The organism is Maribacter sp. LLG6340-A2 (genome assembly GCF_045057105.1).
Taxonomy (GTDB): domain Bacteria; phylum Bacteroidota; class Bacteroidia; order Flavobacteriales; family Flavobacteriaceae; genus Maribacter.
This window is the reverse complement of record NZ_CP159332.1, coordinates 41085-53408: the sequence shown is the minus strand read 5'-3', so window position 1 is coordinate 53408 and position 12324 is coordinate 41085. Positions and strand designations below refer to the sequence as shown.

Annotated in this window: 16 protein-coding genes; 10 read left to right on the top strand and 6 right to left on the bottom strand. The window is 35.9% G+C overall.

What is annotated here, in order from left to right:
- Nucleotides 1–179 precede the first annotated feature (179 nt).
- The 6 genes from ABVM52_RS00280 to ABVM52_RS00255 all read left to right on the top strand — a co-directional run bounded on the left by ABVM52_RS00280 (nt 180) and on the right by ABVM52_RS00255 (nt 3895).
- Nucleotides 180–689 carry an RNA polymerase sigma factor gene (locus tag ABVM52_RS00280; RefSeq protein WP_405382549.1) on the top strand — a complete coding sequence of 170 codons (510 nt, stop codon included), beginning with the start codon at nt 180–182 and terminating at the stop codon, nt 687–689.
- The gene (locus ABVM52_RS00275; RefSeq protein ID WP_405382547.1) at nt 676–1113 is read left to right on the top strand and encodes a hypothetical protein; all 438 of its coding nucleotides are present in this window, start codon (nt 676–678) and stop codon (nt 1111–1113) included. The genes ABVM52_RS00280 and ABVM52_RS00275 overlap by 14 nt, the downstream gene beginning before the upstream one ends.
- A gap of 1 nt (nt 1114) precedes the next feature.
- Nucleotides 1115–1669, top strand: a complete 555-nt coding sequence (locus ABVM52_RS00270) for a DUF4252 domain-containing protein (RefSeq protein ID WP_405382545.1) — start codon at nt 1115–1117, stop codon at nt 1667–1669.
- Nucleotides 1670–1787: 118 nt separating this feature from the next.
- On the top strand, nt 1788–2330 hold the full coding sequence (locus ABVM52_RS00265) for a DUF4252 domain-containing protein (protein WP_405382543.1): 543 nt from the start codon (nt 1788–1790) through the stop codon (nt 2328–2330).
- 63 nt (nt 2331–2393) lie between these two features.
- Nucleotides 2394–2933: a DUF4252 domain-containing protein gene (locus ABVM52_RS00260; protein ID WP_405382541.1), complete on the top strand. Its 540-nt coding sequence runs from the start codon at nt 2394–2396 to the stop codon at nt 2931–2933.
- Nucleotides 2934–3085: 152 nt separating this feature from the next.
- Nucleotides 3086–3895: a mechanosensitive ion channel family protein gene (locus ABVM52_RS00255; RefSeq protein ID WP_405382539.1), complete on the top strand. Its 810-nt coding sequence runs from the start codon at nt 3086–3088 to the stop codon at nt 3893–3895.
- A gap of 59 nt (nt 3896–3954) precedes the next feature.
- On the opposite strand, the gene ABVM52_RS00250 is transcribed toward ABVM52_RS00255, so the two are convergent.
- The 3 genes from ABVM52_RS00250 to ABVM52_RS00240 all read right to left on the bottom strand — a co-directional run bounded on the left by ABVM52_RS00250 (nt 3955) and on the right by ABVM52_RS00240 (nt 6983).
- On the bottom strand, nt 3955–4836 hold the full coding sequence (locus tag ABVM52_RS00250) for a mechanosensitive ion channel family protein (RefSeq protein WP_405382537.1): 882 nt from the start codon (nt 4834–4836) through the stop codon (nt 3955–3957).
- Nucleotides 4837–4955: 119 nt separating this feature from the next.
- A complete protein-coding gene (gene purB / locus ABVM52_RS00245) occupies nt 4956–6299 on the bottom strand; it encodes an adenylosuccinate lyase (protein ID WP_405382535.1) in 1344 nt (447 codons plus the stop codon).
- Nucleotides 6300–6413: 114 nt separating this feature from the next.
- Nucleotides 6414–6983, bottom strand: a complete 570-nt coding sequence (locus ABVM52_RS00240; RefSeq protein ID WP_405382533.1) for an adenylosuccinate lyase — start codon at nt 6981–6983, stop codon at nt 6414–6416.
- A gap of 34 nt (nt 6984–7017) precedes the next feature.
- On the opposite strand from ABVM52_RS00240, the gene ABVM52_RS00235 reads away from it, so the two are divergent.
- On the top strand, nt 7018–7491 hold the full coding sequence (locus tag ABVM52_RS00235) for a heme-binding domain-containing protein (RefSeq protein ID WP_405382531.1): 474 nt from the start codon (nt 7018–7020) through the stop codon (nt 7489–7491).
- Here the strand turns inward: ABVM52_RS00235 and ABVM52_RS00230 are convergent.
- Entirely contained in the window at nt 7460–8140 is a 681-nt protein-coding gene (locus tag ABVM52_RS00230) for an SIR2 family NAD-dependent protein deacylase (RefSeq protein WP_405382529.1), read from the bottom strand. The two genes, ABVM52_RS00235 and ABVM52_RS00230, sit on opposite strands and share 32 nt — an antisense overlap.
- A 48-nt stretch (nt 8141–8188) precedes the next feature.
- Between ABVM52_RS00230 and ABVM52_RS00225 the strand changes: the two genes are divergently transcribed.
- From ABVM52_RS00225 to ABVM52_RS00215, 3 genes are read left to right on the top strand one after another with little or no spacing between them, the layout of a single operon-like run.
- Nucleotides 8189–8842, top strand: a complete 654-nt coding sequence (locus ABVM52_RS00225) for a TrmH family RNA methyltransferase (protein ID WP_405385149.1) — start codon at nt 8189–8191, stop codon at nt 8840–8842.
- Nucleotides 8843–8884: 42 nt separating this feature from the next.
- Nucleotides 8885–9412 (top strand): SRPBCC family protein, encoded by a 528-nt coding sequence (locus tag ABVM52_RS00220; protein ID WP_405382527.1) that lies wholly within the window; start codon nt 8885–8887, stop codon nt 9410–9412.
- Between the two features lie 2 nt (nt 9413–9414).
- On the top strand, nt 9415–9780 hold the full coding sequence (locus tag ABVM52_RS00215) for a VOC family protein (protein ID WP_405382525.1): 366 nt from the start codon (nt 9415–9417) through the stop codon (nt 9778–9780).
- Nucleotides 9781–9786: 6 nt separating this feature from the next.
- Here ABVM52_RS00215 and ABVM52_RS00210 read toward each other — a convergent pair whose 3' ends face one another.
- Nucleotides 9787–11478, bottom strand: a complete 1692-nt coding sequence (locus ABVM52_RS00210) for an alpha-amylase family glycosyl hydrolase (protein WP_405382523.1) — start codon at nt 11476–11478, stop codon at nt 9787–9789.
- Between the two features lie 51 nt (nt 11479–11529).
- Nucleotides 11530–12300, bottom strand: a complete 771-nt coding sequence (locus tag ABVM52_RS00205; protein WP_405382521.1) for a carboxypeptidase-like regulatory domain-containing protein — start codon at nt 12298–12300, stop codon at nt 11530–11532.
- Between the last annotated feature and the right edge of the window lie 24 nt (nt 12301–12324).

Sequence of the window (12324 nt, the reverse complement as noted above, 5' to 3'; positions counted from 1 at the left end):
AAGAATGTTTATGCAGCACCTAAGCAAATGCATTTTCATTTATGTACGTAATTTACAAGCATTAAGATGTTAAATTTACTTACAAGTGATCAAAATAAAAATTTATTGTAACAAAAATCGTTCTAGCTCGTCTTCATTTTGTAAGCCTGTTAACAAGCTTATGAACAGCCAAACCTGAAATGAAACAAACAGAGTTTTTAAATATTGTAATGCCTTTTAAGGATAAGCTTTTTAGAATGGCCAAAAGATTATTGGTATCAACGGAAGAAGCAGAGGATGCTACCCAAGAGATACTGGTCAAGTTGTGGTCCAAAAAAGGAAAAATGGCGTCTTATAACAACGTAGAGGCATTTGCAATGACCATGACCAAGAATTTCTGTTTGGACCGGTTAAAGTCCAAACAAGCAGGAAATTTAAAATTGGTACATAGCAATTATACGGATAGTAATGCATCTTTACAGAGCCAAGTAGAGGCAAAGGATAGTATTAATTGGGTAGAACGTATTTTGGATGAGTTACCGGAGCAGCAAAAAATGGTTTTGCAACTACGGGATGTAGAACAATATGAATATGAGGAAATAGAAAAATTACTGGATATGAAACCTACGGCCATACGGGTAGCTTTGTCCAGGGCAAGAAAAACCGTAAGGGAAAAATTAATGGAAAAGCATAATTATGGAATTGCATAACATAGAAAAATTAATAGAAAAGTATTTTGAAGCAACTACTACGGTTGCGGAAGAAGAGCTACTTAGGAAGTACTTTGAAGAGGGTAATATAGCTCCACATTTAGAGCAGCATGCACCTTTGTTCAATTACTTTACCAAAGCCAAAGAAGAACGCTTTACAAAGCAGGTGCCATTAAAACCTAGAAGAAATTATTTGAAATGGGCTTCCGTTGCAGCTATAGCGGTCTTTATGGTAGGGTTATATTTTTATCAACCTACACCAACTCCTGTTACTCTTGCAGATGAGTATACACCAGAGGAAATTGAATCTGCAAAAGAGGCTTTTGCCTTATTGGCAATGAACTTTAATAAAGGTACGGAACAACTGAACCATTTAGAGGAATTTGAAAAAACAACGAATAAATTTTTAACGAAAAAAAATTAAAATGAAAAAGATAATAGTCTTAGCGCTTTTAGTGTTAGCCCCCGTAATTAGTAATGCTCAAGATATTTTTGATAAATATGAGGATAATGATAAGGTGACCTTTGTTGCCATGCAGCCAAAAATGTTTCAGATGTTGGGGAAAATGAGTGTTAGCTCAGATGATCCAGAGGCAAAAGAATTTTTTGAACTAGTAAATTCAATTACAAGTTTTAAGGTAATAACCACAGAAGACCCTTCTATTAGTAAAGATGTTGACAGTTGGGTAAGCAATAGGTTAAAGAGCTCTTCTTTTGAAGAATTAATGCGCGTGCGTGACGGTAGTTCAAATGTAAAATTCTATGTAAAGGAAGGTAAGGATAGTGATCACGTAAAAGAATTGCTAATGTTCGTGACCGGCATGAAGGAAATGGACATTGATATCAATGGTAAAAAATTAGAAACCGTACTGTTATCATTAACCGGTGATATCAATTTAAAATCAGTATCCAAGTTAACGGACAAAATGGATCTGCCCGGTGGCGATCAATTAGGTAAAGCAGGGAATAAGGGTAATTAATAATAGGTTCAGGTTATGATGGCCCTTACACAACACATCATACAAGAACAACAAATATTCATCAATTAATCGACCAAGAAAACTAGTGTTTAGTGAAATGGTCCAAAAAGCAACAATCATGAAAAAAGTAGTAGTAGTATTTTTATTGGCCATGTTACCATTAACAGGCTTTTCACAATCCGTATTCGATAAATACGAAAATATGGACAATGTGGGTTCTGTAATCGTAAACAAGGGTATGATAGACCTAGTCTCTAAAATTGGCAGTATGAGCGATGATGCCGAAGCCAAGGAGTTTATGGACATTGCAAGTGGTTTAAAGAACGTTAAGGTATTTATGACGGAAGACGCCTCAGTGGCAGCAGATATGACGGCAACAGTTAAAAAGTATCTAAAATCCTCAAAACTTGAAGAGTTAATGCGGGTTAAGGATAAGGATGTTAACGTTAAATTCTACGTAAGGGATGGTAATAAAAAAGACCACGTTACAGAATTGCTAATGTTCGTTTCCGGTTTGGAGAATGTAGAAGTTGGTCACCATGGGCGCAAACTTGAAACTGTTCTTGTAAGCCTTACAGGAGACATTGACTTAAATAAAATTGGTTCATTGACCAATAAGATGAACTTACCAAAAGACTTGAATAAAGCTTCTGGTAAATAATTAAAAATATGCGAAAAGCCTTTTCATTTTGATTAGGCTTTCGTTGTTTAACAACGGATACTTATGAAAAATTTATATTGGATTTTCTCCCTTTTGTTGGTCATTATGGTTAGCTCATGCTCGTCTAGACAAAGTTTACAGCAGTATTTTGTCTCCAGTTCAGAAAACCCAAATTTTATGTCCTTTGATGTACCCGCCAGTTTATTGAACATGGAAAAGGTAAATTTAAGTGAGGCTCAAGAAAAAACTGCCAGTTCACTTAAAAAGCTGAATATTTTGGCCTTTAAGAAAAATGAAGCGAATACGGCAGATTATGAAGTGCAGAAAGCAACCATAAAGACTATTTTAAAGGGTGATGATTTTAGTGAGCTCATGAAAATGAATACGGCATATGGTAAGGCTACTATACAGTTAAAGGGCGATGATGACTCCATAGACGAAATTGTAGTTTATGGTGATAGTGATGAAAAAGGCTTAATACTGATACGTGTATTGGGCAATGATATGAACCCGGCCAGTTTTGTAAAGTTAATCAAGGCAATGGAGAAATCTGAACTTAAAGGAGAAGGATTGGAACAATTGGGAAATTTATTTAAAAATTAAGTTTTATAAAAAAATAATTTAAAACCCGTTATCAATGATAACGGGTTTTTTTGTGATTTAAAATGTATATGAAAAGTAAAAGTGACTTTTTGCACAATTTGGTGTCTTATAAATAAGAACAATTAATTACAACCTAAAACACATTAAAGAATATGGAAAAAGTACAATTATGGATTGACAAAGGAATTGATTTATTATTAGAATACGGACCTAAAGTAATTATAGCCATTCTCATGTATGTAATTGGCTCATGGATTATTAGGAAATTGGTAGGGTTGGTAAGAAAAGGAATGTCCGCCCAGGAATACGATGAATCGTTACAGAAATTTTTGTTGAGTTTAGTAAAGTGGGCACTTACCATCTTTTTATTAATTACTGTGATTTCAGTACTAGGTGTAGAAACTACTACTTTTGCGGCGGTAATAGCGGCAGCAGGTTTGGCCATTGGTTTGGCATTACAAGGTTCACTTTCCAATTTTGCCGGGGGTGTATTGTTGATCATTTTTAAGCCTTACAAAATTGGAGATTTAATTGAAGCTCAAGGTGTATTGGGCAATGTAAAGGAAATTGAAATTTTTACCACAAAATTGGTTACTCCCCAGAATAAATTGGCCATTATACCTAATGGGGCCATGGCTAACGGTAATATTATAAATTATACTGCTGAAGGTAAAATGAGGGTAGATACGACAGTTGGGGTAGATTATGGTTCTGACCTAAAGAAAACCAAAGAAGTTTTATTGGATATGTTAGTGGCCAACCCTAAGGTTTTAAAAGACCCGGCCCCATCAGTAAATGTTTCTGAATTGGCAGATAGTTCCGTTAATTTGGTGGTAAGGCCATTTTGTAAGCCAGAAGATTATTGGGATGTATTTTTTGCTACGATAGAAGGAAGTAAGCATGCATTGGACAAAGCAGGTATTGAAATACCTTATCCACATGAAGTACAAATAAATAAGTAAGTTGTTTTTTGAATTGTAAAAAATCCCGTTGTAATTGCGCAACGGGATTTTTTTTAAGCTTATTCACTTACCATTTGTAAACTATTCTTACCAAAATCCAAGGTGCGTATAGGGAAAGGAATATTGATATCCCGTTCATCAAAATGTTTCTTGATCAATTTTATTGCCTTATGTCTGGCAGCATGTTCTTGTTTAACGTTAATACAATCTGCCCAAAAACGAACCATAAAGTTAATGGAACTGTCACCAAATTCAGTAAAGAAAAACTCTACGGACTCCCCATCGTTCTGTTCAAAATTGTCCTGTATTACCTTTACCGTTAGGTCCTCTACCATTTGCAGATCACTCTCATAACCAACGCCACAATGCACAAAAATCCTATTTCTATTATTCATGGAATAATTGGTAAAAGAACCATCAATAAATTTAGAATTGGGAATTACAACTACATTATTATCCGGTTGTTTAATGATGATATTACGTAAGCTTATTTCGGTAACAAAACCAGATACGCCATCAGCCTTTATAAAATCATTTATTTTAAGTTGTGGCATAAAGGAAAGAATCAAACCGCCAAACGTATTGCTTAAGGTGCCCTGTAAAGCCAGACCAATGGCCAAACCTACAACCCCTGCACCGGCCAATATACTGGTTAAAACTTTATCAAGGTCCAATACGCCAAGTGCTATAAAGAAACCTATAAGTATAACGGTTACGAAAACAACCTTTGCAATGATTTCCTGTATGGATACTTGAGATATTTTTCTGAGAATGGTTCTTTTTAAGACTTTACGAATACCCCGGGCCAAAAGATAGAATAAGAACATTACCAAAATAGCCATGATGAAATTTGGTAATTTTAATATAATGGCATCTAGCCATCCTCCTAATTTATCCCATAGACTACTAACCGATTCTTCTACAGAGAAATTTGCTTGCATATACTTTTAATTTTGTGTTTAACTACTGTTGTAATAACGCAAAACTAAAACTTTGAAATTCAAATCATTAGTTTTAAATGAAATGAACCAAAGAAAAATGTAATTGAATTAAAAGTGATTTAAATTCCGGTATAATTACTGGGAGTTATCTTCTTAAGTTCTTCTTTTATGGTATTAGAAACCTCTAAAGTGTCAATGAAATTGGCTATGGATTTTTGATTTATTGTCTCATTGGTCCTGGTTAAGCCCTTTAAAGCTTCATATGGGTTTGGATAACTTTCTCGCCTTAAAATGGTTTGGATAGCCTCTGCTACAACGGCCCAATTGTTCTCAAGATCTTGTTCAAACTTTACTTTGTTCAGCAGTAATTTGTTCAATCCTTTTAAGGTAGATTGAAAAGCGATCATTGTATGTGCAAAAGGCACGCCAACATTACGTAGAACGGTACTGTCCGTAAGATCTCTTTGCAATCTGGAAACCGGTAGTTTGGCAGAGAGATGTTCAAAAATTGCGTTTGCTATACCTAAATTACCTTCAGAATTCTCAAAATCTATGGGGTTTACCTTGTGTGGCATTGCTGATGAGCCTACTTCGCCAGCCTTAATTTTCTGCTTAAAATAATCCATGGAAACATAGGTCCAAAAATCACGGTCCAAATCCAATATTATCGTATTTATGCGCTTAAGACAATCAAACAAAGCGGCCATGTGGTCATAATGCTCAATTTGTGTTGTTGGAAACGAATGTTGAAGACCCAATTTTTCTTGAACGAATTTTTGACCGAATGCTTTCCAATCAATACCAGGATATGCTACTAAATGTGCATTAAAATTTCCCGTTGCGCCACCAAATTTAGCGGCACTAGGGATGTCGTTCAATAAATTAAACTGCTCTTTTAAACGCACTGCATAAACCATTATTTCTTTTCCCAAGCGGGTAGGAGAGGCAGGTTGACCATGGGTTCTGGCAAGCATAGGTACATTGCTCCACTCTTCTGCTAAGGAGTTGATTTTCTCTAATAATTCTTGATATTGAGGCACATAAACATCATTCATAGCTTCCTTTATGGAAAGGGGAATAGCCGTGTTGTTTATATCCTGGGAAGTTAATCCAAAATGAATAAACTCCTTATATGATGATAGTCCTAAGGTATCAAATGCCTTTTTAATAAAGTATTCTACCGCCTTAACATCATGATTGGTGGTCCTTTCAATCTCTTTGATTTCTTGGGCATCTGCAGTGGTAAACTGGGAATATATTTTTCTAAGAGCCTCAAATTTGGTTATGTCAAAATCTGCCAATTGCGGTAAAGGTATTTCGCATAGGGCAATAAAATATTCAATTTCTACCCTAACCCTATATTTGATTAGCGCTTCTTCTGAAAAAAAAGGAGAAAGTGATTTTGTTTTAGAGCTGTATCGCCCATCTATTGGAGAAATAGCATTAAGTGCGTTAAGAGACATAATGAACGGTTGAATTATTAAGCGGCAAATATACCTATTAGAGACATAGTTTAAAACACTTATGTGCAGAAGTTATAGGGCATATTTCCAAAATGGGGCAGGGAGATAAAAAGCTTAGTTATTTTTAAGTTTTTTAAGGGATTTTAATGTCATTCTAGCACGTGCCTTATAAGCGGCGCTTCCATTTTCGTAGTTCTGTTTTAAAATTTGCTCCAATTCTTCATGTATCCAGATAATGGTTTTTCCTGTCAATAATAATATTGTCATGGAATATGCTTTTGTGGCCACTTTATGTTCGCCGATCAACCAATCAAAAGCTATTTCTGCAATGGTATTTATTTGGGCTTTTGTGAGTTTGGAATCTAATTGGCCTCCATTATAATGATTATCTACCAGCATTTCGCAAATTTTTGATGCCGGTCTAATAGAAGACTCTAAGGACAAGAAGGGTAGAGCATCTAAAAAGGGTTCTATAACTAGGTAGATATGGTTAATATCATCTTTGGCAACAAATTCTAGCACCCAACTAGCTTTGCAGGATATGGGGTCCATATCATCTTTCATAATTTGGACTAGCAAAGGGATCAATGTGGGTTGGGATAAAATAGTTGTAGCCATTTCACTTCTTTTTTCCCTTGATGCATTGATATAATTCAAAGCATTGCACAGTGTTTCCTTTGTCATAAAACCGTATCTTTATTTCATATTTCCCCCAAATATGAAAATACTAAAAAAAATAGGCTTAGGCGTTATTATAATTATCATCGCCATGCAGTTTTATAGTCCTACAAAAAATATTTCTCCAGGAGACCACACCGTAGCTTTTACTAATGAAACCAATCCTTCACAGCGTTTAAGGACAACTTTTGAAAATTCTTGCTATGATTGCCATAGTGACAACACGGCATACCCATGGTATAATAATATTGCTCCAATATCCTATTGGATAGCGGACCATGTTCAGGAAGGAAAAGAGCATTTAAATTTTTCTAAATGGGAGAATTATACCCTGGATAAAAAAGTTCATTTATTGGAAGAAATAGAAGAAGTGGTCGTAAGTGGCGAGATGCCATTGACGGAGTATACATTTTTGCATGATAACGCTGAACTTACCAAAGAGGATACCAACGAAATAATGGAGTGGGTTAAACAAACCCGTATTATCTATCAATTAGGGAGGCAACCAAAGTAGGTACGCCCTCTACGGCATTCTTTGAAATTACGGTTAGGTGGTGATTACCTGTCAATGCCGGTTTGGGATCAATAAAAAATATAGGAATGTCTGGTTGGGTATAATCTATTAAACTAGCTGCGGGGTATACCTGCATTGAGGTACCAATAATAATTAAACAATCAGCCTTTTTAGTGATAGCAATTGCGTTCTCTAAAAGAGGAACCGCTTCTCCAAACCAAACAATATGTGGTCTAAGTTGATGTCCGTTGGCACAAGTATCGCCCAGTAAAATATCTTTTCTGCAATCATAAATTTCATTTTCAGCATGTATACTTCTGGCTTTTAAAAGTTCACCATGTAAATGAAGTACGTTAGAACTTCCTGCACGTTCATGAAGGTCATCTACATTTTGTGTAACGATATCCACGTTAAAATGAGTTTCTAATTCTGCTAGTGCTAAATGTGCGGCATTTGGTTCAACGGTCAGTAATTGCCTCCTACGCTGATTGTAGAATTCCAGAACCAGTTCCGGGTTTTTTTGAAAGCCTTGTGGAGTTGCTACCTCCATCACGTCATGGCCTTCCCACAGACCATTTGCATCTCTAAATGTTTTTAGTCCGCTTTCCGCAGAAATTCCAGCGCCTGTAAGTACAACAATGTTTTGCATATATCTCCTTTCTGGTTAAAAATATACTTTTCTTATCTTGCTCACATGATAAATGAAAAGCTTTTAACATATTTAGAGCAATTTATTTCTAAAGAGAGAATAGCGCGTTTTAATGAAGTTTTAAATCAACGCACCAATCATATTACAGTAGCTATAGAAGATGTCTATCAAATGCATAATACTAGTGCGGTTATACGTAGTTGCGAGTCTTTTGGTATACAACAAGCACATATTATTGAACGTAAATACGGTCAATGCTTAGACAGTGAAATTGCTATGGGCGCCCAAAAATGGGTAGACATTATTCGCTACAAAGATTCTAAAGAAGCTCTGGAAGTATTACGGGACAAAGGCTACAAAATTGTGGCAACAAGTCCGCATGCCAATAGTTCAATGCTACAAGATTTTGAAGTAACGGATAAATTGGCACTGTTCTTTGGTACGGAAAGAACAGGGTTAAGTAAGTATGTTTTAGAAAATGCGGACACGTCTTTAAAAATACCTATGGTAGGTTTTACCGAAAGTTTGAACATTTCCGTATCGGCCGCAATTATTCTTCAACATTTAACTTCGCAATTAAAGTCCACGAAAATAGATTGGAAACTAACGCCTGAAGAAATGGCTGCCAAGCGTTTGGATTGGACGAAAAAGTCCATTAAGAGCATTGATGATATTCTTGAGCGATATGAGAGGGATAGTTAATTTTTTTATTAACTTGTTCTAGATAACCAATTCACCACCAATATGTTTACAGTCATTATAATAATTGGAATACTACTTTTTATAGTATTGTTTCTTGCGTTAATTGCCCCAAAAAATTATCATGTTTATAGGAGTATTGAACTAGACCACCCAACGGACAAGGTCTGGGAACATATTAAATATTTAGAAAAGCAGAACCAATGGTCCCCATGGTCTAAAAAAGACCCCAATATGGAACAAAAAATAATTGGTACGGACGGTACTGTTGGCGCCATTAGTTATTGGAACGGCAATAAAGAAGTAGGAGAGGGAGAGCAAGAAATCACTAAAATTGTTGACGGCAAGCGCATGGAGCAAGATTTACGGTTTTTAAAACCCTACAAGTCTGAATCTGAATCTTATATGGACTTAATAGAATTGGGGCCAAATAAGAGTAAGGTTACCTGGGGTTTTTCAGGTAAAAATAAGTTTCCCATGAGTATAATGATGTTGTTTATGAACATGGACAAAATGGTTGGGAAAGATTTTGAACAAGGACTGGAGAATTTAAAACGTAATTTAAATAGTTAATTATGATTACATGGTTTGAAATCCCCGTAACGAATATGGATAGAGCTCAAAAATTTTATGAATCCATATTTGATGTTACCATTACGGTAAATCAATTTGGGGAGTTTGTAATGGGCTTATTTCCGGATAAACAAAGTGTTGGTCAGTCTAGCGGAGCATTGGTAGTACATGAAGAATATAAACCTAGTATGACCCATGGAGCTGTGGTTTATTTTGGTTGTGAAGATGTTACCAACGTATTGGATAAAGTTAAAACAGCAGGAGGACAGATTTTACAGCCCAAAACCGAAATAGGCGAGGGACACGGATTTATGGGGTTGCTAAAAGATACTGAGGGCAATAGGATTGCTTTGCATTCCAACACCTAAAAAAGGCTAATTCAATAGTTCTAATAAAACTACATCATTTTCATTGTCAAGCATTACCTTATTGTTTTCTACTGTAACTTCGGTTTCCGAATAGCGGTCAAATAGTTTTGTGCCATCACCAAAAACACCTTTAACCGATATGGTTTTTTCTCCTTTTGGAAGATTTAAACCTATAACGACTTTATCTACATATTCATCTTTGGAGAAATATCTACTAAATACATACGGAGTTTGGGTAATCCTTTTATGTATGCCTGCGCCTATAGCAGGATGGTCGTTTCTAAACGTTCCAAGTTTTTGCCAATGAGATAAAATTTCTTTTGTTTTTGGCAAGCTATCCAATTCTTTCCAATTCATGAACGAGCGTAAGGTAGCATCGCCTTCTGTGCCTTCAATAATTAAGCTACGTGCAGTTTCATCACCATAATATATTTGAGATGCCCCTGGGGTAAGCAATAATATGTTGGCAGCTTTTTTGGGATTCTCCCTTTTTTGGTCAAAAGGTTGCCCATCATCATGAGACGTTAAATAGTTTAAGACACTCTTTTCTTTAAATGTAGTATGTAATAGTTTGCTGTATTTGCTAAAAATAGATTCATAGTCTTTTTCGGCATCAGTCTTTAGTTCAAAGTTGATAAGACTTTTGAATCCGTTGTCAAAGTAATTTACTTTTTTATCGCCCAGGTCAAATTCTTGTCCGCCCGAAATACCATAGTTATACACTTCACCTACCATATAAAAAGGCTTGTTGTCCAATACTTTATTAGCATTCTTCTTTTTCCAAAGTTCAAAAGCCGCTGAAGCTTCTTTGTATAATTCTGCCCATGCATTTTCATTGGCATGTTTTACCGTATCTACCCTAAACCCATCTACACCATATTTATGAATATAGTCGGTTAGCCATTTAATAATATAAAAACGAGGTGCTCTAGGGTAGCCTGTTCTATCAAAGAACAACTCTAGCTCATCTAGCTCTTCGCTTAATCTACCTTCCTCTTTCCATTTTGCCATTAAAGCATCGGGTAAGTTTACCGCAGCATCAGATTCCGTAAGAATATCCGGTAAATTGTTCACCAAAGTACAAGCGGTCGTATTTTCGTAGGTAGTGAATTCGCAGGTAGGTGAGGTGCGTACCCATTCTTCTGGCCACACAGGATCTTCATCGGTAACCGGACCGGTATGGTTTAACACCACATCCAATAAAATACGTATTCCGTTTTTATGTGCAGTGTCAATTAACGTTTCTAAGTCCTTGTCCGTTCCAAAGTTGGGGTCAAGTGCAGTCCAGTCTTTAGCCCAGTATCCATGATAAGCGTATGTGTTTCCGGTACCTTCATCGGTAGCACCATGAATTTGTTCAACAACAGGGGTAAACCATATGGCATTTACACCAAGGTCTGTAAAATAGCCTTCTTTTATTTTCTGGGTAATTCCTTGAATATCACCTCCTAAAAAACCTCTAAGCTTTCCTGTTTCCTCATCACGCTCAAAGTTGATATCGTTGTTAGGGTTGCCATTGTTAAATCGGTCGGTCAAAAGAAAATAAACCGTAGCAGCTTCCCATTGAAAATTAGGGTTCTTCTTAGTGGTATCTACTTGTGCTTGGGTATCGACATTAGTTTTTACTTCTTGCTTAGAATTTGATTGGCAAGAAATTAAGAATACGGTAAATAGCCCTAGAAAGAATACGTTTTTCATTTTCCTGTTATTTGCTTTAAAGCTATAACAAGGATTCCGTTTTAAAAAATATTATTTCTTTCTGTTGAGAACTTTATATTCCTCATAACAACTACTGATGGCATCAAGTATCTGAAGGTCATTGGCCGTAGTGATAAAGGATTTGGAATAATTGCAATTATTAAGAATGTCTTGAATATCTACTTTTTCTAGCTGAAGGAATTCCGTCAAGGTTTCTCTATCGAATTTAGAAGCCAATAAATTGCGTATTTCATCATCTTCACGCATTTGTCTAAGCTTTCGTAATTGTGCAGGTTTTTTTCCAAACAAATTCCGTAGTAAATCTGCCGGATTTAAAATTGCACCCAATACTTTAGTTACTGCACTTGGGTTCTTGTTACCACCTTCATAGCTTACACCTAAGCCAGAAATACTGTACTGGTAGGCATTGTTTATAGGAAGGTTCTTTACGTCTATTTCCAAATAGCCTGTTAGTTGATAAGGTCTAACGATTACTTCTTCTAAGGCATAAGCAAGCTCTGTCAACGCAATTTCAGTACCTTCAAATTTGAACATATCGTTGGTAACCCTAATTTTTTGCGATTTAAAACCAAGGAAAGAAAAATATAATGTATCGTTAACCGCAGCAGTAATTGAAAATTCACCCTTTTCATTGGTGATCGTACCAAAAACCTGGTTTAGGTTTACTACGTGAACACTCTCAAGCGGCTGATCGGTCTGGGCATTTTTTACAACTGCATTAAGGCGTTGACCCTCTTCCGTTTCTTGGGAAAAACCTAATAAGGAAGTAAAAATAAGTGCAAGCGATAAAAAATATTTCATTGTACAGATGCGTAATTTAATTGC